The organism is Qipengyuania vulgaris, from assembly GCF_009827325.1.
In the GTDB taxonomy this organism is placed as follows: domain Bacteria; phylum Pseudomonadota; class Alphaproteobacteria; order Sphingomonadales; family Sphingomonadaceae; genus Qipengyuania; species Qipengyuania vulgaris.
Window position 1 is genome coordinate 416,299 of record NZ_WTYC01000001.1, and the last position, 21,453, is coordinate 437,751.

Consider the following 21,453-nt stretch of genomic DNA (forward strand, 5'->3'; position numbering starts at 1 on the left):
CCAATGGTTCGCTACGGCTGCTTCCCATTCGTATTGTGTCTGGCGGCGTGCAATCCTCCTGCTTCGGAGGATTACGCGAGCCGGCCCAGCGTAGTCGAAGAGCGTACCTCGCCGACGGAACCGATAGATTCGCCCGATACTGAAGGTGCAGCCTGGGCGATGAGCGAAACCAGCGGGCGATTGCTTTATGGCAAGCCCGGTCATGCGCCGCTGCTGTCGCTGGCCTGCGAAGATGGCACGCTGGTCTACACCCGGTACGTCGCTGCGGACCCGAATGCGAAAGCGGTGCTTGCCCTGATCGGCAATGGCCATGTCGAGCGGCTCTGGATCGATGCCGAAGAGGACGAGGAGCGCTGGCTCTGGCGCGGCAGGCTGGCCGCCGACGATCCGCGCCTCGAAGTCCTGACCGGTCCCCGGCGCGTGGAGGCAACCGTGCCGGGAGCGGGATCGGTAGCACTCAACGCAAGCCGCGCGCCGGGCGAATTCGTCACCGCCTGCGCAGCCGAGCTTACTCCGCCGCCAGCCCCGCAAGAAGATCCGGCGTAAGCACCTGCGGCAATTGCCGCGCTTCGCCGCCGGGTGGGTACCAGAGATAGAGCGGAACGCCCGCGGCCCCTTGCTCGGACAGGAAGGCTGCGATTTCTTCGTCGCGCCGTGTCCAGTCTCCGCGCATGGTAACGACACCTGCCTTCTCGAAAACCTCGCGGGTTTCCTCGCGTTCGATCGCCACGCTTTCGTTGACCTTGCAGGTCACGCACCAGTCGGCAGTGAACCACACGAACACGGGCTGGCCGCTGGCTCGTGCTTCGGTCAGTGCGCGCTCGGAGAACGGCAGGGGCTTCAGCAGGCCTTCGCTTTCGGTGCGCGCAGTAGCGGATGGCTCGGGCAGCAACACAAGTCCCGCAATGGAAAGGACCAGCGTTCCAGCCAGCACCGCGCGCCAGTGCGAAGCTGCACCGCGCTGCATTCGGCCTGCGAGATAAAGCAGGACCAGCAGGAAAGCCACGAACGCCCCGGCGATGAGCAGGTATTGAGCACCCCCGATACGCCATACCAGCCACGCCAGTGCCAGCGCCGTCAGCCCCATCGGAAGCGCCATCCAGCGCCGGAACCGTTCCATCCATGCACCGGGCTTCGGCAGACGGCGGCGGAACGCAGGAATGAACCCGACAAGCAGGAACGGCAGCGCAAGGCCGACACCGAGCATGGTGAAGATCAGCATGCCCTCGGTGGGCGGCAGGACTATCGCCGCGCCCAGCGCGAGGGCCATGAACGGCCCCGTGCAGGGAGTGGCGACGAAGGCTGCCAGAAGGCCCGTTGCAAACGATCCCCCGGGCGAGGCTGCGCTTCCGGAAAGCGCCATACCCGGAACCTCGAAAAGGCTGAGGAAATTGGCCGTGATCGCGACTGCCAGTAGCAGGAGACCCACCACCACGCGGGGCTCCTGGAGCTGGAAGGCCCAGCCCACCTGCTCGCCTGCGGAACGCAGGATCAGCACCAGCGCGCCCAGCGCGGCACAAGCCAGCACGACACCCGCCGTATAGGCCAGCGCATCGCGCCGCGCCGACAGTTCGTTGCCGCCCGCCTTCGCGAGCGACAGCGCCTTGAGGCTGAGGATCGGGAATACGCAGGGCATGATGTTCAGCAGGACACCGCCTGCCAGCGAAGCCAGCAACAGCACCCACAGGTCGGGCATCTCGACCGGGCCGGTCAGCGGCTCAGCCCCTTCCAGAGGGACATCGCGGGGCTCGGCGGTAAAGCGGACCCCCTGCCCCTCGCCAAAGGACAGGATGCCGGAAATGCTTTCGGGCCGGGTCCCGGACTCCACCCCCGCAAGCTGCTTCAGGGGAATCTCCGCCACCAGAAGATCGCCTTCGCGGATAAAGCTTTGGATCGCAGCGTAGTCTGGTTTGAGCCCGCCGCCCAGTTCGGTGGTTTCCACGAACAGGTGAAGATCACCGAGTTCGAGATCGGCCGGCAGCGGGAGGCCGATGCGCAGGGTCTTCTGCGTGATCTCGAACCCGGCGGTGCTGTCGAGTTGCGGCGCGATGGCCGCCTGCCAGCTACCGAAATCGCCGCCTTCGCGCACTTCCAGCCGTGCATCCTGCGGAACGCAAATCCGGTCGGTGCAGGCGAGATAGGAAACGAAACCGGTAACCGGAGCGAAATTGCCAACCGCCGCACTTTCCGGAACCTCGACCGGTACCAGGACCGCATATTCACCCTCGTAAATATGGTTCATCAGCCCGGCGATCACCAGCGTCTGGGGAACGGGATAGAGCGGTTCGCCAGCGGTCCAGCCTTGCGGCAGCTCGAGATCGAGCGCCATGCCCTGCCCGGCATCGCCCGGATTGGACCAGTACCCGTGCCAATCCTCACTCCTGGGCGTGAATTGCAGCGCGAGCATCCAGGTCTCGCCCGGTACCGGTGGACCATCGCTGCGCAGTTCGACGGCGATATTCTCGTCGCCGAAACGCGCGTCCTGCGCTTGCAGCATTGCCGGAAGAAGGCAGAACAGCGCCGCCACTACAAGCGCCAGCGCGCCGCGCACCGCGTCCATTCTGCTTGCTTCGATCACGCCCTGCGCATTAGGGACTGCACCCATGACAGACAAGCGCGACCTGCTCATCCTCGGCGGCGGCCTCGTCGGCACCACGCTGGCACTTGCCGCGGCGAAGAAGGGGCTCTCCAGCCATCTCGTCGATCGAGCCGATCCTGCCGACCTGACCGCGGAGGGTTTCGATGGCCGCGCGTCGGCGATTTCCACCGCAAGCTGGCGGCTGTTTCGCAATATCGGCCTTACCGAGGCCCTTGAGCCGCATGGCTGCGAGATCGAGGCCATTGCGGTTGTCGACCAGATGAAACCGGGCAGGATCGATTTCCGTCCCGAGCCGCATGAAGGCACGCTGGGTCGTATGTTCGCCAACCGGCAATTGCGCATCGCGCTGCTCGAAGCAGCCAAGGCGGAGCCGTTGATTGCCATACATGCGCCAGTCGAAGTGGCGAGCCGCCACCGCGATGCCTTTTCGGTCAGTGCGACGCTGTCCGATGGCACGGTCCTCGACGCCGATCTCCTCGTCGGTGCGGAAGGGCGCGGGTCGCCCACCCGGGAAGAAGCCGAACTCAAGATGGCGAGCTGGGATTATTCGCACCGCGCCATCATCACCGGGCTGAACCATTCGAAGCCGCATGAAGGCGTCGCCTGGGAGATTTTCTACGAGGATGGGCCCTTTGCCCTCCTTCCGATGCTGGACGGGCCCGGCGGAGAGCACCGCAGCGCGCTGGTGTGGACGGTCGACGAGAAGGACGCTGCAGGCGTGCTCAAGATGGGGGACCGTGCCTTCCTCGCCGAGGTCGAGAAGCGCATGGGCACTATCCTCGGCACGCTCGAACTCAACAGCGGGCGGTCCTCCTATCCGCTCAGCTTCCAGCATACTGCACGGATCGTGGGCGAGCGCATGGCGCTGGTGGGCGACAGCGCGCATGGCATGCACCCCATCGCCGGCCAGGGCCTCAATCTCGGCCTGCGCGACGTCGGCGCATTGATAGAGGTTCTGGAAGAAGCGCGCAGGCTCGGCCTCGATCTGGGCGATGCGCAGGTGCTCGAGCGTTACGAAAAATGGCGGGCGCTGGATTCGATCATGGTCATGGGCGCTACGGACACACTCACCCGCCTGTTCGGCGTGCCCGGCAAGGCCGCCAGCGCCGTCCGCCGTCTCGGCATGGCTGGGGTCCAGCGTTCGGGCTGGCTCAAGCGCTTCTTCATGGACGAGGCGCGCGGCGTTTCGGGCGACGTGCCCGAACTCATGAAATCCTGAGCTGATTTACTACTGAATCTACTCGTTGCCGGGGCTGGGCTGCGAAATCCGGTTGCCCGCTCCGTCGCGCAGGCGGCGAGGTTCAAGCACGGCGGCCGTTTCGATCAGGTCGAGCGCACGCTGGGTCGCGGCAAAGCGTTCGGCATCTCGCAGCCAGCCCTGAGCATTCGCCGCCCCGGGCATGTTGCGTACTTCGGCTACGGCGCTGTCGACCCGGCCACTTAGCAGGAACAGCCGGGCCCGCTCGATACGCATTTCAGGCTGCGGCGAAGGAGCGCTCTCGCGGCGGACGGTGAACAGTGCGGCCAGTTCTTCGCGGAATCGTTCGAGGCCGCCCCGATCGTCGCCCGACTGGAGCTGGGGCGAAAGCCCGTCGAGCCGCGCGGTGAGCTGGTCCAGCGTGACGGGATCGCGTGAAAAGGTCAGGATGGTGTTGACCGCATTGGGCAGGGCATCCCCGAAGCGGAGCCTCAACTGGTCGGCAAGATAGCCAAGTTCCGCGCCCTTTTCGATGGCGCGGCGTATTGCGAAGGCGATCAGGAGCCCTTCGGCGCGCGCCGCATTGCCCGCTGCTGCCTGTGCCTGCAGGTCGAGGCGCGAGAGGCGCTGCTCCGCAGCCGCCAGGCGCTGGTCGATCCCGCCCTGCGTCTCGGCCATCTGTTCGACGTCCTGGGAGGAGGAGGTTTCCGTAGCGCGCGGTGTCGGTGACGGGCTGCGCTCCTCGGCAGCTTGCGTCGCAACCGCAGCTTGAGGTGTCTCGGCCACATTTTCTTCAGCAGCCGAATTGGCGCGCCAGGCTATATAGCCGACCAGCCCCGCGCCCAGCGCGAAAGACCCGACAACGGCCAGCAACATGGGCCGCATGCTGGTGCGCCTGACCCGATTGCTCGAATACTCGTCCATTTCACTCCAATCCGTGACCCGCGCGCCGCTACCCCGGCGCCGCGTCATTCCCGGCGTTCAGCCTTGGCACAAAGCCTTCGCCAAGACCAGTAGCTCGGCATCGACCGGTTGCCCGGCGGTATGAACGGCTTCCCAGCCATTTCCTGCGATGCCGGCGATACGCGGGCCGAGCGCGGCGATGGTGATGGTTTTGCGGTCGATACCCAGGCGCTCGCATTCCTCGCGCAATCGCCTCGCAGCCTCGCCCGAATGCAGCAATACCACGCCGCCTTCCTCGCGCAGGAGCTTGCTCACCGAAGGTGACATTTCCAGCGGCTTTGTCCGATAGACGACGCAAGTCTCGATGGAGATACCCGGAGGCGGCGTCAGCGAGACCCTCTTCTCCCCAGCGAGCCGCAGGAACGCAAGATCGCGTCCCGCAACATCGTCGAGCACGTTCTGCAACCCGCCCTTGCCCGTGAGCGTGACCATGAAGCCCTTTTCGCGCGCGCCCTCGGCAGTGGCTTCGCCTACCGCGTAGACCGGCAAGCCTTCCAGCTTCTCCAGCTCGAAGCCACCGTGGCGGAAGACATTGGAGCTCCCCACCAGCAGCGCGTCGAAATCATTGCGTGGCGGGGCGGACCATTCAACCGGTCTGACCTCGAAAAGCGAGCATCCTTTAACATCGAGACCAGAGGCCTCTGCCGTTTCCAGTGTTACCCGGAGACCGGGTTCGGGGCGGAAGACGAAAAGGTTGCGCATCACCCCGCAATACCGAAATGCGCGGCTACATGTTCCGGCGCTTCGGCAAGTAATTCCTGCGCCAGTTTGCGCGGGGCATCGACGTCTGCTGGTTCGAACAGGCTCTCGCCCGCGATCCGGATCGAACCGTCGGGGCTGAAAATAGCAGCGGTCAAATGCAGCCGCTGCCCTTCGCGGCGGGTCAGGGCGGCGATGGGACTGTGACAGGATCCGCCCAGCCCTTCGAGCAGGGCGCGCTCTGCCAGCACTTCCTCGCGGCTTGGCGCGTGGTCTATCGCCTGCAGGAATTCCCTCGTTTCCTGATCGCCGGCGCGGCATTCAAGGCCGATTGCCGCCTGCGCCGGGGCCGGCAGCCATTCTTCCGGATCGAGGCGGGTTCCCACTGTGCCTTCACCCAGCCGGGCAAGTCCTGCGGCGGCAAGGAACGTCGCATCCGCCTCGCCCGCCTGCAGTTTCGCCATGCGGGTCGCCACGTTGCCGCGAATGCCGACCACTTCGAGGTCGGGCCTTGCATTGAGCAACTGTGCAGCCCGTCGCGGCGCGCTGGTCCCCACACGCGAACCCTGCGGGATCGCACCGAGCGACCGTGCGCCCAGCAGCACGTCGGCCTTGTCCGCCCGCGGCAGGATAGCGCCAATGGCGATCGCTTCCGGCCTTAGGGTCTCCACGTCCTTCATCGAATGCACGGCAGCATCGATCCTGCCTTCGACCAGCCACTTATCGAGTTCACGGGTCCACAGCGCCTTGCCGCCGATATCGGCCAGCGGGCGGTCCTGAATCTTGTCCCCGCTCGCAATCACGAGGACGAGTTCGACCTGGTCTTCGTCCCAGCCGAGCGCCGCGCACAGCCGGGCGCGTGCTTCGTGTGCCTGCGCCAGCGCAAGCGGGGAGCGGCGAGTTCCAAGGCGGAGAGAAGGCTTTGAAGGCATGGTGCGCGCTTGCTCTAGCGCCCGATACCGTTAAGGGAAAGCGGACAATGGCATTGGTTCTTGGCATAGAAAGTTCGTGCGACGAAACGGCGGCCGCACTCGTCGACGGCAATCGTCAGATCGTGGCGCAGCGTATCGCATCGCAGGATGCAGAGCACGCGCCCTTCGGCGGCGTCGTGCCGGAAATCGCCGCCCGCGCGCATGCCGAACGGCTGGCCCCAATGATCGAGGGCGTGCTGCAGGATGCGAATGTTTCCCTGACCGATCTCGACGCGATTGCGGCCACCGCCGGTCCGGGCCTGATCGGCGGCGTGATGGTCGGTCTGGTGAGCGCCAAGGCTCTTGCCATGGCCAGCGACGTGCCCCTGATCGCAGTTAATCACCTCGAGGGACACGCGCTCAGCCCGCGGCTGGCCGACGAGACGCTCGAATTTCCCTATGCCCTGCTGCTGGTCTCCGGTGGGCACTGCCAGATACTGCGCGTCGATGGCGTCGGAGAATATCGCCGCCTCGCGACAACGATCGACGATGCGCTGGGCGAAGCCTTCGACAAGACCGCCAAGATCCTTGGCCTCGGCTTTCCCGGCGGCCCCGCAGTCGAACGCCTGGCGAGAGAAGGCGATGCGTCTGCCGTCCCGCTGCCGCGCCCGATGAAGGGCAGTGGCGAACCGCATTTAAGCTTCGCGGGCCTCAAGAGCGCCGTGCTGCGCGCCCACGAAAGCGAGAAGTACCAACCCGCAGACATTGCGGCGAGCTTCCAGCAGGCGGCGATCGATTGCGTGGTGGACCGGTTAAGCATCGCGCTCGCGAAGATGCAGGATTGCCGGACGCTGGTGGTCGCCGGCGGTGTCGCCGCGAATGCATCGGTGCGCGGCGCGCTGGAACGACTGGCGGCGTCTCATGACATGCGCTTCACCGCCCCTCCCCCGAAATTATGCACCGACAATGCGGCGATGATCGCCTGGGCGGGCATCGAGCGATTGGCGCTGAAGGATTTCGCCCCCGATCCGCTCGACATCTCGGCCCGCCCTCGCTGGCCGCTCGACCCCGATGCCGAACCCGTTCGCGGCGCGGGAGTGAAAGCATGAAGGTCGGCGTTTTAGGAGCCGGAGCCTGGGGCACGGCGCTGGCGCAGATGGTAGCGAGCGACGGGAGCGAGGTATTGCTCTGGGCGCGCGAGGCGCAGCTGGCGGAGGAAATCAACACGCAGCGGCGCAATTCCACCTATTTGCCCGATGCGAAGCTGGCCGCCTCTATCCGTGCCACGGACGATCTCGGCGAGATGGCGCGGCTCGATGCCATGCTGGTGGTCACGCCGGCGCAGCACATGGGCAGCGTCCTCGAAGCCATGCCCGCATTCCCTCAAGACCTCATCCTGTGTTCCAAGGGGATCGAGGCAGGCACCGGCCGCCTGATGAACCAGGTTGCGCGCGACAACGCCCCGGAAAGCGAAGTCTCGGTCCTCTCGGGCCCGACCTTCGCGCATGAGGTGGCCGCAGGACTGCCCGCTGCGGTGACCCTCGCCTGCAGCGGCGGCGAGGAGCAGTGGGACCGGATCGCTCAGCATATCGCCCGGCCGGCCTTCCGTCCGTATTATTCGGACGACGTGACTGGCGCGGAGATCGGCGGTGCGGTCAAGAACGTGCTCGCCATCGCCTGCGGGGTGGTGGACGGTTTGCAGCTTGGCCAGAATGCCCGCGCCGCCCTCATCGCCCGCGGTTATGCCGAGATGTTGCGCTTCGGCGAGGCGCTTGGCGCACGGGCTGAAACCCTTACCGGCCTGTGCGGATTGGGCGACCTCGTGCTCACTTGCTCCTCCACGTCCAGCCGCAATTTCTCGCTCGGCAAGGCATTGGGAGAAGGGCAGAGCGCACAAGCCCTCATGGCCGACCGCAAAACAGTCGCCGAAGGCGCGCACACTGCGCCGGTACTCGTCGAACTGGCGGCGCGGCACGGCATCGCCATGCCGATCGTCGCCGCGGTCTACGACCTGCTCAAGGGTGACGATCCGGGTCAGGTGGTCAAAGGTATTCTCGCCCGCCCGCTCAAGGCCGAGCAGGAAAGCGCGGGATGAATTCCGCCACCAGTGACGACGATCTCTCCGCCATCGCCAAGGGCGGCAAGCAGAACGTACTCGGCTTCCTGCTGAGGTTGCTGGCGCGCATCCCCTTCCTGTTCATCGCGGGGCGTCTCTACGGCGTGAGCGAGGTGGGCCGGTTTGCCTCTGCTTTGGTGCTGGTAGAACTGGTCGCGCTGCTTTGCTCGATGGGCGAAAAGCGCGGCCTCGCGCAGCGGCTGTCCGACGGTGAAGAGCAGCACCCGGCCAATCTGGTATATGACGGGATGCTGCTGGCGCTGATATTCTCGTCGATCGCAGCGCTCTTCTTCTGGCTGGTCCCCGCGCCGCTCTTCCCCGCCGGTCAATATAGCGAACTCGACCGTCTGATCGTGCTCGCAATCCCGGCCTATGCGCTGACGGAGATCGTGCTCGCCGCGCAGGCTTACAAATACGATATCGCCACCACCGTGCGCGCCCGCGCGGTCGTGGAACCGTGGACGATCTCGATCATGGCGGGCGCTTTCTTCTTCATTCCCGGCCTGACCGAATCCGGCCTTTCGATGGCCTATCTCGTATCGATCTATGCCGGTCTCGCTGTGGGCCTGTGGGCCTTTTTTCGCAGTTACGGTCGCCCTGTCGGATGGCGTCCGAGCCCGCGCTACATGGGCAGGATCACCCTACGCGCCCTGCCGCTCGCGACGGCCGATGCGATCGAATGGGGCACGCGCCGCGTCGATATCTTCATTCTCGGCTTTTTTGCCGCGCCGTCGGCCGTCGGTGTCTATTACATGGCGCAGCAACTCGCGAGTCTGCCGCAAAAGCTGAAGACCAGTTTCGAGCCGATCCTGGGTCCGGTCATTACCAAGAACCTCAAGACGAAGAATTATGCCGCCATCGCCAAACAGGTTTGCCAGGTAGGATTCTGGATCATCGCCGCGCAGGCGGGTATCGCGCTCGCGCTGGGTCTGCCAGGTGAAGCCATCATGGGTCTGTTCGGCCCTGAATATGTCGGCGGTACGGGTGCCCTCGCCTTCCTGCTGGCCGCGGAAGTGGTCGCTGCGACGGCGGTCGTCTCCGAAGCGGTGCTGATCTATGTCGCGCGTGTACGCAATCTGTGGATTTCCATCGGCACGATCGCGTTTCAGGCGATATTGACGATCGTCCTCATCCAGGCCGTAGTCGCCAATGACTATGGCGAGCCCTACAAGGCAGCAGCTGCCGCCATCTCGCTCCTGGTCGCGCTCGCGGTGGCAAGCCTGGTCAAGGCATTGCTGCTCACCAAGATCCTCGGCCATGGCATCAACAACTGGCGTTGGGCCCTGGTCTATGCGGTCGCCCCTGCAGTGCTGGTCGGCTGGCTCGCCACCCACCTGCCCGAATGGGCAGAGCTCGCCTTCGGAATTCCGCTCATTCTGACGACCTATGGTTTCGTGATCTGGAAACGCGGGTTCGGCCCTGAAGACCGGGTCCTGTTCGCCCGGAGCAAGGACAAGCCGGGCAAGGCGGAAGCGGCGGCAGTTTCGGAATAAGCGGAGCGCGCGGGCACAAGCACCTTGGCAGCCGGAGCAAGCGGCGGCTAAGGACCCCAGCATGTTCCAGCGTGTAATTATCCTGATTGGTGCTCTCGTGGTCGTCGCGATTGGCTCTATCGCGAGCATGTCCGGGCGGGCCGACCGCATGGCGGAGCGTCTGTCGGAGGATGCGCGCGAAGCACTGGTTGCGGAGGATCTGGGCATGGTTCAGGCAAGTTTCGCCAACAGCTACGGCTCGCCCTCTCGCCACCCGCTGCTTTCGGGCGGCAAAAGCCTCGAAGATGAAGACCGCACGCGCGCAGCCCAGCTTGTCCGTTCCCTGCCCGGCGTTGGCGGGGTGAACTGGGAAGACGGGATCGTGAATGCGAACGCCGGGGAGCCTTCCTTCGAGCCGCTCCATTGCCAGGAAGACGTCGATGGCCTGCTGCGCACCCGCACCATCCGCTTCCAGGAAGGAAGCGCTGCACTGCTGCCCGCCAGCCGCATGCTGCTGGATGAGGTCGCCAGAGCGCTCGAACCCTGCGTCGGCGCGATCATCGCGATCACCGGACATACCGATAAATCCGGCAGCGAGGCAGCGAACGTCGCCCTCAGCATGGACCGGGCCCGCGTCGTCCGCGAAGCGCTCGTGCGCCGCGGCATCCCGCGCTCCGGGCTCCGCGCCCGCGGAATGGGGTCGAGCGAACCGGCGGAACGTCTGACGGCGGAAGACCCCGCCAACCGCCGCATCGAATTTTCGGTCATCCGCATGGAGCCGCTCACCCCCACCCCTGTCGACACGCCGGGACCACGCTGATGCCTATCTGGTTCGAAGTCATCGCCTTGATGCTCGTCGCCTACATTCTCGGCCTCACCCTGGGGTGGGTCGTCTGGGGACGGGCTTCACTGAGCGACAATGAGACAACGGAGGAAGAAAGATGAGCCAATTGCTCGCCGATAACTGGATCCTGCTGGTAATCGCCCTGATCGTTGGGCTGGTGGTCGCCTGGTACCTGTTCCGCAGCAATCGCCGCACGCATGTGACGGGCGCGAGCCGGGACGTTCTGGATGATGGCGCAGAACGGGCGCAGCGCAATTCCGCGCTGGTCGACGCACCGCCGGCAGCCTCGAAGGATCCCTCGCCCGTGCCGCGCCAGCCTGCAGCCGTGGCTCCCGCCGGCGCCGATGACGATCTGACCCGCATCAAGGGTGTGGGCCCCAAGCTCGCCGCGACGCTGCACGAACTGGGTGTCACGAGCTTCACCCAGATCGCCGCCTGGGACGACGCCGAGATCGAGCGTGTCGATGCCCAGCTCGGCCGCTTCCAGGGCCGCATACGCCGCGATGACTGGACCGGGCAGGCCCGCTTTCTGGCGGAAGGCGACAGCGCCGGTTTCAAGCACAAATACGGGGCTGGCGGCTAGAGCAGGAACCTTCTCACATCCGATCCATTGAAAACAACTGGGTCGGATTGAACGAGGAGAGCCTGAATGGGACAGCCCCAGCAGATACGCGTACTCGTCGCCGAAGATGAGATGATCGTTGGCCACGATCTGTGCGACACTGTTTCCGAGGCCGGATATATGGTCGAAGGTCCGTTCGACGATCTGTCCAGCGCCATGCTCGCCTTCCAGAAATCCAAACCGGATATCGCGATCCTCGATGTTCAGTTGGGCGACGGCATAGTCTACCCGCTCGCCGAACAGATGATGGCCGAGAACGTGAAGGTGATTTTCCATTCCGGCCAATTGACGCCGAAGGAAGTCGCAAGCCGCTTTCCTGACGTAGAAATGCTGACAAAACCCTGCCCTCCGGCGGAAGTGATTCACTCGGTCCGGCGTGCTGCCCGACACCACTAGTCGCATTGCCCCTTCCGAGGCGGAACGCAGGGCTCCGCATAACCTTTCCTTGAGAAACCCTCTCATTGGAAAGGAAGACCATGTCCCTGGAAAAAATGATCGCCGCACACCCGAAGGTGCAGGATGAAACCGAAGAGCTTGTCCTTGCCGCCCGTCACGCCATGCTCTGTTCGCTGTTCTGCACTAGCTGTGCGGACGCCTGCACGGCAGAAGAGATGGACATGGCGCAGTGCATTCGTAACTGCCTCGACTGCGCCGATGTCTGCGCCGCCACTGCGCGCCTTGCCGTACGGCGGACCGCGCAAAATATCGAACTCCTGCGCGCCCAGCTGGAAGCCTGCATAAAGGCCTGTGAAACCTGTGCCGCCGAATGCGAGCAGCACGACAATCCGCATTGCGCGCTCTGCGCCAAGATGTGCCGCGAATGTGCTGAGGATTGTCGCAAGGCCCTGCCGTTCGTGAAATAGCTTTAATGGCGCGAGGCAATTTGCTGGGGGCGTGATATGATGCACCCGCAATGCCCAGGATAGGCAACTTCATCGCGCTCGACGGCGCAGACAAGCTCGCCTCCCTCGAGGCGATCGGCCTGTTGCTTTACGCCAAGTTCCTCATCGCCCGTGTTCCTCCCGGTCGCTGGCGTTCCCGCTTCACCGCCGCACCCGCGGCAGAAGGCATATCGCATGATATCGCCACCATCCGCAGGGTGAGGCTCGCAATCCTCAGGGCCTTGTCGCTTATTGCGGGTGCACCCAATTGCCTACCGCAGGCGATCGCTGCCAGATGGATGCTCAAACGTCGCGGAATTCCAGCTAGCCTATTCATCGGCACCCAAAGCGACGGCCAAAGGAAACCGCGCATCCATGCCTGGTTGAAGGTCGGCGATGAATGGGTAACGGGACTGTGCGACGAGGAGCAGTACACGCTCATCGCGCCGGGTGAGGCCGAGCCGGTCTGACAACCCCTTGCGCGCCGATGCGCTAACTGCCATCGGCAGGTGAAATTCAAAGGAGACCCCATGGCCGGAATGGTGCCGTTCGACTGGCAGGACCCGTTCAATCTCGACGACCAGCTGACCGAGGAAGAGCGGATGATCCGCGACGCTGCCCATGGTTTTGCGCAGGCGCAACTACAGCCGCGCGTGATAGAGGGTTTTTCCAAGGAACTCGACGCCCCCGAACTCTTCCCGATGATGGGAGAGGCGGGCCTGCTCGGCGCGACCATAGCGGAAGAATATGGCGGCGCGGGCGCTGGCTATGTCGCCTACGGCCTGATCGCGCGCGAGATCGAGCGGGTGGACAGCGGCTATCGCTCGATGGCCAGCGTCCAGTCCAGCCTCGTTATGTATCCGATCCATGCCTATGGTTCAGAAGATCAACGCAGGAAATATCTCCCCGGCCTAGCCAGCGGCCAGCTGATCGGCTGCTTCGGACTGACCGAACCCGATGCGGGCAGCGACCCGGCGGGCATGAAGACGACCGCCAAGAAGGTCGACGGGGGCTATGTCATCAACGGCTCCAAGACATGGATTTCCAATTCGCCCTTCGCCGATGTCTTCGTCGTCTGGGCGAAGAGCGAGGAGCATGGCGGCGGCATTCGCGGCTTCGTGCTGGAAAAGGGCATGAAGGGCCTCTCCGCCCCCAAGATCGAAGGCAAGATTTCACTCCGCGCCTCCACCACCGGCATGATCGTAATGGACGAGGTCGAGGTTGGCGAAGACGCGCTGCTACCCGAGGTACAGGGTCTCAAGGGCCCCTTCGGCTGTCTCAACCGCGCGCGTTACGGCATCAGCTGGGGCGCGATGGGCGCGGCCGAATTCTGCATGCACGCCGCGCGCCAATATGGGCTTGATCGCCAGCAATTCGGCGTACCGCTCGCCAGCAAGCAGCTCTACCAACTCAAGCTCGCCGACATGATGACCGAAATTTCGCTCGGCCTGCAGGCCTCCCTGCGCGTCGGCCGACTGATGGACGAAGGCAAGTTCGCGCCCGACATGATCTCCATCGTCAAGCGCAACAATGTCGGCAAGGCGCTGGATATCGCGCGCAAGTCCCGCGACATGCACGGCGGTAACGGCATTTCGGAAGAATACCAGGTCATCCGCCACATGGTGAACCTGGAGACGGTGAACACCTACGAAGGCACGCATGATGTCCACGCGCTGATCCTGGGGCGCGCCATCACGGGGATTGCAGCATTTTGATGAAGCTTCACGGATATTATCGCAGCTCCACTTCCTATCGCCTGCGCATCGCGCTGGAACTGAAGGGGATCGGTTACGAATATGTCCCCGTGAACCTGCTCACCTCCGAACAGAAGGGCGAGGCCTTTACCAGCCGCAACCCGTTCGGCTCGGTCCCGCTGCTCGAAGCAGACGGCAAGGACCGCGTCCAGTCGATGGCGCAGATCGAATGGCTGGACGAAGCCTATCCGGACAAGCCCCTGCTGCCGCAAGTCATCGACGATCGCTATGTCGCGCGCGAACTGGCCTATGCCATCGCCACCGAATTGCACGCCCCGCTCAACCTGCCGGTGCTCAAATACCTCAAGGATCCGCTGGGCCATTCGCAGGACGAGATCGACAACTGGTATCGCCACTGGCTGGCGCGCACGCTCGATCCGGTCGAGGCGCGCCTCGCGCAGCTCGGCACGGGAGATTTCCTGTTCAGCCGACCCGGATTTTTCGAGGTCGTGCTGCTGCCGCAGGTCTACAACGCCCGCCGCTTCGCCTTCGATTTTGCCGACAAGCCGCATATCGAACGGATCGAAAAGGCCTGCCTTGCATTGCCAGAGTTCCAGCGCGCCCATCCGGACGCGCAGCCAGACAATCCCGAAAACCAGTAAGAGAGGACACCCATGAAACTCGCCACGCTCAAGGACGGAACCCGCGACGGCAAGCTGGTCGTCGTCTCCAGGGACCTCACCCGCTACTGCGCCGCCGACAATATCGCGCCCACGCTGCAGCATGCGCTGGACAATTGGGACGAGCTCGCCCCGAAGCTCGACGCGCTCTACCGCGATGTCGAACACCAGGCCTGCCCGACCGAGCGGTTTCACGAGCGCGAGGCACATTCGCCGCTGCCCCGTGCCTATCAGTGGGCGGACGGTTCGGCCTACATCAATCACGTCGAACTGGTGCGCAAGGCGCGCGGTGCCGAGGTGCCGGAGAGCTTCTATCACGACCCGCTGATGTACCAGGGCGGCAGCGACAAGTTCCTCGCCCCGCGTGACGATATCCCACTGAAGGACACCAAGTGGGGCTGCGACATGGAAGGCGAAATCGCGGTCATCACCGACGATGTGCCGATGGGCGTCTCATCCGAACAGGCGGCGGACCACATCAAGCTGGTCATGCTGGTGAACGACGTGTCCTTGCGCGGTCTGATCCCTGGTGAACTCGGCAAGGGCTTCGGCTTCTTCCAATCCAAGCCCGCCAGCGCCTTCAGCCCCGTCGCGGTTACGCCAGACGAACTGGGCGATGCATGGAAGGGTAGCGTCATTCACCTGCCGCTGATGGTCGATTACAATGGCGAACCATTCGGCCGCGCCAATGCAGGCGTCGATGCGACCTTCAGCCTGGCCGATCTCGTCGCCCATGCTGCCAAGACGCGCGATCTGGGCCCCGGCACGATCATCGGTTCGGGCACCGTCTCCAACCAGGGACCGGGCGGCGATCCGGGCAAGCCGGTGGCCGAAGGCGGGCTCGGCTACAGCTGCATCGCCGAAATCCGCATGATCGAAACCATCGCCAGCGGCGAAGCCAGGACGCGCTTCATGCAGCCGGGCGATACCGTGCGGGTGGAGATGAAGGATGCAGAGGGCCACTCGATTTTCGGCGCGATAGAGCAGAAGGTTGTGGAGGCCTGACCGCCACGCGGACGCGCAGCCAGCAGGCACACAAAAACATCCGGCGGCGAGCCCGGACCTAACGCCGTGGGAAGCACCTGCGCTCAAGGAGCCCGAAGGGCGGTAGTGCACAAAAATTGCGCGAGGAGCAGCCATGAGGATGCCCGCACACAAACACCGAACCTGAACCCAGCTTAGACTCATGTGCGACTTGGGCAGCGGGTGCGACGGGGAGGGTTCGCCTTAACAAGCATGAGCCCCTGCCGCTATCCCGCGCGGGCGAAGAAGGTCCCGCGACCTGTATCGTGCTGCCAGCCGCATCCGGGCGAAGGAGAGAAGGTGTCCTGGGCCTGGAAGAGGTCATTCGCTCCCGACCTGGACGCCCGCGCCTTTCGCACCGGCCGCGCCGCCCATGCAGGCACCGCCGTCGCGGGCCCTCCGGGCAAGGAAGGGAGGTACCAGCTTCGCGCCCTCCCGATCCGCCGCCACACCTAACCAAATAGGTGACAAAGTCAAGAATCTAGCGGAGAAATAGGTTTTGCGGAGGGCGGTGCCTACAGAAGCGTGCGGCAGTCATTTGCTGTCCGCTATTGGGGGAATGGTTGGTGCGGGTCTACGTCCGATTTGGAGTGGGTTTTTGACAGTCTGCTTTTAGAATAAAGCTTAGGAAAGACGCCATAGCTAAACTGTCAGAATGGCGCAGGCCATGCATAAGTAATCTTTGCCGCGGATATCGTATCCGGCTCAGATAGATAGGCGTGAATAAGCGGACCGTCGGACTGGGAGAAAGTGATGCGCGTTGCAGAAACACCGTGCGGCCAATCAATAGCTCTGACGGAGAGCATTCCGGCCCAATCAATCTTTGCGAGCGCTTCGTCAGCATCGCAGGGCTTCTCTTCCGCTCCTTTTGACCAATCCCCGCACGCTATATTCACGGAGCGCTGGCGCCCTTCATCGAAGGCATCGGTCAATTCAAGAAATTGCCGTAAGCGTCGCTCGTGTTCTGGTGAAGGACTAAGACTGGCATAACGTTCGATGGGTAGTGACGCGCACGCAGCGTCTGTTGCAACTTCGTCCAAGACTGCAGTTTGCGGCAGACCGTATACTCTGAATAGACGCATGGGATCATCAGCACTGCGTCCACTGAGCGGTTTGCCCGTTTCACCATCAGGCACGTCGAATGTCGTAACTATCCTTCGCGCCTTACACAGGCGGCCATTGCCCGCGCTGCCCCGTTCTTGAAAGGAAATATGGCTAAGAGATGGATCGCCGATTTCTCCGTGGGGTCCAGGGCCGGTGTCTGGCAGTTCGACCCCGATGATATCGTCATGAGGAAACTCTGCCAAAAGCAAATCCTCTAGCTGATCGGACGACATCGCCTCGGCTTCATTTCGGGAAAGCATGACGTCAGAGCTTTGAGGCGGGGCCAATGCCACCACAAGAAGACTGAGCATGGAATATCTCCTATTCTCAAAAGCTCACACTTCTTCAGACTACTGATTATGCCGACATTCGCAAGATTGGGGATCCGAAAGACTGGTTTCGAGCATATATGGCGGTACCTATGATGGCCACAATCGGGTCGCAAGCGGACTCGCGTGTTAAAGGGGAGAGTTCCGGCACTGGGCCTGCCTCCCCAGGGCCTGGTCTCGACAACGACAAACCCGGACGAAAATCGACAGGGCGTTAACGTGACGCAGAGGTCGAGCGCCTAAATGGGGCATTCCAAGGAGGCAATGCCATGAAATTCATATCGCTCAAGTCACGAGGTGGCGATTATATGGTCATCGCCGAAAACGTTGCATGGCTGCGCGCGCACGAACATGGCCAGACGAAAGTCGGGATGGTGGGAAGCGATGCGATCCTCGTGGCCGGCAGCATCGAAGAGACGGCTGCGGCCATCCTGGCAGGATAGCTCCGGTTTCAGCGGCGCCGGGAGGCCGTGCCTTCCAGCGACAGCATCGCGGCGGCCCTGCCGAGCGTTGAGGTGCAGGCATCAGAAACGGCCGCCGAATCTCCATGCGGCGGCCGCTCGTGTGCAAGTGCTGCTGCGGAAGTTACATCGACCGCGCGATCACCATCTTCATGATCTCGTTCGATCCGCCGAATATCCGGCTAATGCGGCTGTCGCGGTACATGCGGGCGATGGGATAATCGTTGATATACCCTGCCCCGCCATGGAGCTGGAGGCACTTGTCGACGACCTCGCCCTGCAGTTCGGTGACCCAGTATTTCGCCATGCAGGCGGTCGGCACGTCGAGCTTGCCTTCCAGATGCTTGGCGATGCAGTCGTTGACGAAAATGCGTGCCGCCGTGCCGCGCGCTTTGAGGTCGGCCAGCGTAAACTGCGTGTTCTGGAAATCCCAGATGGTCTTGCCGAACGCCTTGCGTTCCTTGACGTATTTCACCGTTTCTTCCAGCGCACGTTCGATCACGGTCATGCCGCCCATGGCGATGATCAGCCGTTCCTGCGGCAGTTCGCCCATCAACTGGTAGAAGCCCTTGCCTTCTTCCCCGCCCAGCACATTTTCGGCAGGCACGAAGACATCGTCGAAGAACAATTCGGAGGTGTCCTGCGCATCGAGGCCGATCTTGTCGAGCTTCTTGCCACGCTGGAAGCCTTCCGCCCCCTCAGTCTCCAGCAGCATGAGCGAAATGCCCTTGGCGCGTTCACTGGGATCGGTCTTGGCGACGACGATGATGAAATCCGCCGTCTGCCCATTGGAGATATAGGTCTTGGCTCCGTTGATGCGGTAGCCATTGCCATCCTTCAGCGCGGTGGTGGTGATGGATTGGAGATCGCTGCCCACGCCCGGTTCGGTCATGGCAATTGCGCTCACCAAATCGCCGCTGACCAGCCGGGGCAGGTATTTCTTCTTCTGCTCTTCTGTCCCGTGGCGCACGAGATAGGGCAGGATCACGGTGTTGTGGAGGCTGGCGGAGAAGCCTTCCACCGCATGCTTGCCCTGCTGGTCAATGACGACCATTTCGTGCCGGAAATCGCCACCGTGGCCGCCATATTCCTCGGGCACGGAGGAGCCGAGCAGTCCGGCCTCGCCCGCCTCGCGCCAGAATTCGCGTTCGACCTGGCCATTCTCGCGCCATTTGAGCACCCGCTTTTCCGGCGCGTGCTTCTGGTAGAACTTGCCCACGGCATCGGCGAAGATCGAAATCTCCTCGTCATCCATGAAGGCGGGCTGGGGTACGTCGATGACGGCCATCTTACTTTCCCTTCCAGTTCGGCTTGCGTTTCTCGGCAAAGGCAGCCGCACCTTCGCGCGCGTCTTCCGACATGAATACCGGACCGATCAGCTGCGCCTGCTTGTCGTAGCGCTCGTCCATCGACCAGCCGCGCGATTCCTTCATGATCTGCTTGGAAACGCGCACGGCAAGGGGGCCGTTTGCCGCGATGCTGGCCGCCAGTTCCTTTGCCCCGTCCAGCGCCGAGCCGTCGGTGACACGGTTGACGAGGCCCAGCTCGTACGCGCGCTGGGCGGTGATGAAATCGCCGGTCAGCGCCAGTTCCATCGCCACCCGCTCAGGGATCTGGTCGGGCAGCATCATGACCCCGCCCGCCGCGGCAACGAGACCACGCTTGGCTTCGGGAATGCCGAATTTCGCATCCTTGTGCGCAACCACCAGATCGCAGGCGATCATCAGCTCGAGCCCGCCGGCCAGCGCATAGCCCTCCACCGCGGCGATCAGGGGCTTGGCCGGGGGGGCCTGCACCACGCCGCCGAACCCGCGGCCCTCGACGCTGGGCGATTCCCCCCGCAGGAAACCCTTGAGATCCATTCCCGAACAGAATGTCCCGCCCGCGCCGGTGAGAATGCCGACACGCAGATCGTCCTCTGCGTCCAGCCGGTCCATCGCCGCGGCGATCCCTTCCGCCGCCGCCTTGTTCATGGCATTCTTGGCTTCGGGCCGGTTGATGGTGACGATCAGGACGCCGTCATCGACTTCGGTCAGGACGTCGGCGGACGATTGCTCGGACATGGCTCTCTCTCCATTGCGATTTGAAACTGTTCTTGCGCCCTTGCTGCTTGAGGTTTACGCAAACGTCAACCGGCAATCGCCGCAACTATCGTTCTGCCGAGAGAGGAACCCGCCCATGTCCGAAGCCTATATCATCGACGCCGTCCGCACTCCCCGGGGGATCGGGAAGCAGGGCAAGGGTGCGCTGGCGGCGATGCATCCGCAGCATCTCGCGGCGACGGTGCTCAAGGCCATCAAGGACCGCAACGATCTAGACACCGCGACGGTGGACGACGTGATCTGGTCCGTCAGTTCGCAGGACGGGATGCAGGCGGGCGATCTGGGCCGGATGGCCGCGCTCGACGCCGGCTACGACGTCACCTCCAGCGGTACCACACTCGACCGTTTCTGCGGGGGCGGCATTACCTCGGTCGCGCTGGCCGCGGCACAGGTGATGAGCGGCATGGAAGATTGCGTGGTCGCGGGCGGGACCGAGATGATGAGCCTGACCGCGCAAATGGCGAAGGACAAAATGGCCGCAGGTCTCAAGCCCCCGATGATGGGGAGCTATAATGCGCGCCTCCAGGCAAGACATCCGCAGAGCCATCAGGGCGTGTGCGGCGATGCCATAGCGACGATGGAAGGCTTTACCCGCGAAGAGCTGGACGAGGTCGGCTATCGCAGCCAGCAGCGCGCTGCCGCAGCGATCGAGGAAGGCCGCTTCGACAAGTCGCTCGTCCCCGTGACCGACGATGAGGGCAATGTCGTGCTCGCCAAAGAGGAATTCCCTCGTCCGCAGACGACCCGTGAAGGCCTTGCCGAGCTGCAGCCGGCCTTCGCCAAGATTGCCAACGTCCCGCTGGACAAGAGCGGCACGACCTTCGCGGGTCTGGTGAACGCGAAATATCCCGACCTGGAAATCCGGCATTTCCATCATGCCGGCAACAGTTCGGGCGTTGTCGATGGCGCGGCGGCGGTGCTGGTGACGAGCAAGGACTATGCGAAGAAACACGGTCTCAAACCGCGCGCCCGGATCGTGGCTACGGCGAACATGGGAGACGACCCCACGCTGATGCTCAATGCGCCCGTCCCGGCGGCGAAGAAAGTGCTGGAAAAGGCCGGGCTTACCAAGGACGATATCGACCTTTACGAGATCAACGAGGCCTTTGCCGTAGTCGCGGCCAAGTTCGTGCGCGATCTCGATCTCGATTGGGACAAGGTCAACGTCAACGGCGGCTCGATTGCGCTGGGCCATCCCATAGGCGCCACCGGTTCCATCCTGATCGGCACGATGGTGGACGAACTGGAGCGGCAGAACAAGCGATACGGACTGGTCACTATGTGTGCGGCGGGCGGCATGGCACCTGCCATCGTCATTGAGCGTGTCGACGACTTCGCCGACTGACGCCTTGTCTCAGGCCGGCCGGTCGCCGGGCAGCGCCTCTTCCTTGTCTTCGGCGAACCCCCAGGAGACGTTCGCCCAAGCGCGTTCGTGGAAATAGTACAGCACCATCTTGGTCAGCACCTCGGTGACCGCAATGGCACCTGCAGCCTTGTAGCTCCCGGTGAAAAACCAGCTCAGCAGGAAGGTGTCGATGCTGCCCAGGATGCGCCAGCTCACGGCCTTGGCGAAACTGCGCGAATGCGCCTCGCGCCCGCGAAAGAGTAACATCTGTATCCCCTGATTGAAATTTGCGCTGGGCCTTGCGGCAGATATCTGCTTGGCGCCTTTGCGCGGTTCCGGGCTGGGGCCGCTTAGAGTGAATAGGCGTAAAGTCAATCGCACGCGTCTACCGGCCTTGCCATTACTGCGCG

At 63.5% G+C, this 21,453-nt stretch carries 24 protein-coding genes; 16 read left to right on the plus strand and 8 right to left on the minus strand.

The window, feature by feature from the left end:
• The first annotated feature begins 3 nt into the window (after positions 1–3).
• On the plus strand, positions 4–546 hold the full coding sequence (locus GRI69_RS02125; protein WP_160726660.1) for a hypothetical protein: 543 nt from the start codon (positions 4–6) through the stop codon (positions 544–546).
• Here GRI69_RS02125 and GRI69_RS02130 read toward each other — a convergent pair.
• On the minus strand, positions 509–2,605 hold the full coding sequence (locus GRI69_RS02130) for a protein-disulfide reductase DsbD family protein (RefSeq protein ID WP_237452893.1): 2,097 nt from the start codon (positions 2,603–2,605) through the stop codon (positions 509–511). The genes GRI69_RS02125 and GRI69_RS02130 overlap by 38 nt on opposite strands.
• On the opposite strand from GRI69_RS02130, the gene GRI69_RS02135 reads away from it, so the two are divergent.
• The gene (locus GRI69_RS02135) at positions 2,604–3,818 is read left to right on the plus strand and encodes an FAD-dependent monooxygenase (RefSeq protein ID WP_160726661.1); all 1,215 of its coding nucleotides are present in this window, start codon (positions 2,604–2,606) and stop codon (positions 3,816–3,818) included. The genes GRI69_RS02130 and GRI69_RS02135 overlap by 2 nt on opposite strands.
• An 18-nt stretch (positions 3,819–3,836) precedes the next feature.
• Here the strand turns inward: GRI69_RS02135 and GRI69_RS02140 are convergent, their stop codons facing one another.
• Genes GRI69_RS02140 through hemC form a run of 3 tightly spaced genes read right to left on the minus strand, consistent with a single transcriptional unit; the run spans position 3,837 to position 6,391 of the window.
• A complete protein-coding gene (locus tag GRI69_RS02140) occupies positions 3,837–4,721 on the minus strand; it encodes an MICOS complex subunit MIC60 (protein ID WP_160727016.1) in 885 nt (294 codons plus the stop codon).
• Positions 4,722–4,778: 57 nt separating this feature from the next.
• Positions 4,779–5,462 carry a uroporphyrinogen-III synthase gene (locus GRI69_RS02145; protein ID WP_160726662.1) on the minus strand — a complete coding sequence of 228 codons (684 nt, stop codon included), beginning with the start codon at positions 5,460–5,462 and terminating at the stop codon, positions 4,779–4,781.
• A complete protein-coding gene (gene hemC / locus GRI69_RS02150; protein ID WP_160726663.1) occupies positions 5,462–6,391 on the minus strand; it encodes a hydroxymethylbilane synthase in 930 nt (309 codons plus the stop codon). Before hemC ends, GRI69_RS02145 begins: the two co-directional genes overlap by 1 nt.
• A 47-nt stretch (positions 6,392–6,438) precedes the next feature.
• Between hemC and tsaD the strand changes: the two genes are divergently transcribed.
• The 12 genes from tsaD (at position 6,439) to GRI69_RS02205 (ending at position 15,684) form a co-directional block, all read left to right on the plus strand.
• A complete protein-coding gene (gene tsaD, locus GRI69_RS02155; protein WP_160726664.1) occupies positions 6,439–7,479 on the plus strand; it encodes a tRNA (adenosine(37)-N6)-threonylcarbamoyltransferase complex transferase subunit TsaD in 1,041 nt (346 codons plus the stop codon).
• Positions 7,476–8,465, plus strand: a complete 990-nt coding sequence (locus GRI69_RS02160) for an NAD(P)H-dependent glycerol-3-phosphate dehydrogenase (protein ID WP_160726665.1) — start codon at positions 7,476–7,478, stop codon at positions 8,463–8,465. The genes tsaD and GRI69_RS02160 overlap by 4 nt, the downstream gene beginning before the upstream one ends.
• A complete protein-coding gene (locus GRI69_RS02165) occupies positions 8,462–9,979 on the plus strand; it encodes a lipopolysaccharide biosynthesis protein (protein ID WP_160726666.1) in 1,518 nt (505 codons plus the stop codon). The genes GRI69_RS02160 and GRI69_RS02165 overlap by 4 nt, the downstream gene beginning before the upstream one ends.
• A gap of 61 nt (positions 9,980–10,040) precedes the next feature.
• Positions 10,041–10,778: an OmpA family protein gene (locus GRI69_RS02170; protein WP_160726667.1), complete on the plus strand. Its 738-nt coding sequence runs from the start codon at positions 10,041–10,043 to the stop codon at positions 10,776–10,778.
• Complete coding sequence (locus GRI69_RS16230) at positions 10,778–10,903, plus strand: hypothetical protein (RefSeq protein ID WP_272916453.1); 126 nt, start codon at positions 10,778–10,780, stop codon at positions 10,901–10,903. Before GRI69_RS02170 ends, GRI69_RS16230 begins: the two co-directional genes overlap by 1 nt.
• Positions 10,900–11,385: a helix-hairpin-helix domain-containing protein gene (locus GRI69_RS02175; protein ID WP_160726668.1), complete on the plus strand. Its 486-nt coding sequence runs from the start codon at positions 10,900–10,902 to the stop codon at positions 11,383–11,385. Before GRI69_RS16230 ends, GRI69_RS02175 begins: the two co-directional genes overlap by 4 nt.
• Before the next feature lie 66 nt (positions 11,386–11,451).
• A complete protein-coding gene (locus GRI69_RS02180; RefSeq protein ID WP_160726669.1) occupies positions 11,452–11,820 on the plus strand; it encodes a response regulator in 369 nt (122 codons plus the stop codon).
• Between the two features lie 80 nt (positions 11,821–11,900).
• The gene (locus tag GRI69_RS02185; RefSeq protein WP_160726670.1) at positions 11,901–12,287 is read left to right on the plus strand and encodes a four-helix bundle copper-binding protein; all 387 of its coding nucleotides are present in this window, start codon (positions 11,901–11,903) and stop codon (positions 12,285–12,287) included.
• Positions 12,288–12,337: 50 nt separating this feature from the next.
• Complete coding sequence (locus tag GRI69_RS02190) at positions 12,338–12,775, plus strand: lasso peptide biosynthesis B2 protein (protein WP_160726671.1); 438 nt, start codon at positions 12,338–12,340, stop codon at positions 12,773–12,775.
• A 69-nt stretch (positions 12,776–12,844) separates the two neighbouring features.
• Complete coding sequence (locus GRI69_RS02195; protein WP_160727017.1) at positions 12,845–14,020, plus strand: acyl-CoA dehydrogenase; 1,176 nt, start codon at positions 12,845–12,847, stop codon at positions 14,018–14,020.
• On the plus strand, positions 14,020–14,661 hold the full coding sequence (gene maiA, locus GRI69_RS02200; RefSeq protein WP_160726672.1) for a maleylacetoacetate isomerase: 642 nt from the start codon (positions 14,020–14,022) through the stop codon (positions 14,659–14,661). Before GRI69_RS02195 ends, maiA begins: the two co-directional genes overlap by 1 nt.
• A 12-nt stretch (positions 14,662–14,673) precedes the next feature.
• Complete coding sequence (locus tag GRI69_RS02205) at positions 14,674–15,684, plus strand: fumarylacetoacetate hydrolase family protein (RefSeq protein WP_160726673.1); 1,011 nt, start codon at positions 14,674–14,676, stop codon at positions 15,682–15,684.
• Positions 15,685–16,352: 668 nt separating this feature from the next.
• On the opposite strand, the gene GRI69_RS02210 is transcribed toward GRI69_RS02205, so the two are convergent.
• Positions 16,353–17,117: a hypothetical protein gene (locus GRI69_RS02210; RefSeq protein WP_160726674.1), complete on the minus strand. Its 765-nt coding sequence runs from the start codon at positions 17,115–17,117 to the stop codon at positions 16,353–16,355.
• A 287-nt stretch (positions 17,118–17,404) separates the two neighbouring features.
• Between GRI69_RS02210 and GRI69_RS15685 the strand changes: the two genes are divergently transcribed.
• Complete coding sequence (locus GRI69_RS15685; protein ID WP_202391782.1) at positions 17,405–17,578, plus strand: hypothetical protein; 174 nt, start codon at positions 17,405–17,407, stop codon at positions 17,576–17,578.
• Between the two features lie 142 nt (positions 17,579–17,720).
• Here GRI69_RS15685 and GRI69_RS02215 read toward each other — a convergent pair whose 3' ends face one another.
• Positions 17,721–18,884, minus strand: coding sequence for an acyl-CoA dehydrogenase family protein (locus tag GRI69_RS02215; protein ID WP_160726675.1), 1,164 nt, complete (start codon positions 18,882–18,884; stop codon positions 17,721–17,723).
• Position 18,885: 1 nt separating this feature from the next.
• The gene (locus tag GRI69_RS02220; protein ID WP_160726676.1) at positions 18,886–19,659 is read right to left on the minus strand and encodes a crotonase/enoyl-CoA hydratase family protein; all 774 of its coding nucleotides are present in this window, start codon (positions 19,657–19,659) and stop codon (positions 18,886–18,888) included.
• A 115-nt stretch (positions 19,660–19,774) separates the two neighbouring features.
• Between GRI69_RS02220 and GRI69_RS02225 the strand changes: the two genes are divergently transcribed.
• Positions 19,775–21,043 carry an acetyl-CoA C-acetyltransferase gene (locus GRI69_RS02225; RefSeq protein WP_160726677.1) on the plus strand — a complete coding sequence of 423 codons (1,269 nt, stop codon included), beginning with the start codon at positions 19,775–19,777 and terminating at the stop codon, positions 21,041–21,043.
• A 9-nt stretch (positions 21,044–21,052) separates the two neighbouring features.
• On the opposite strand, the gene GRI69_RS02230 is transcribed toward GRI69_RS02225, so the two are convergent.
• On the minus strand, positions 21,053–21,310 hold the full coding sequence (locus tag GRI69_RS02230) for a DUF2061 domain-containing protein (protein ID WP_160726678.1): 258 nt from the start codon (positions 21,308–21,310) through the stop codon (positions 21,053–21,055).
• Between the last annotated feature and the right edge of the window lie 143 nt (positions 21,311–21,453).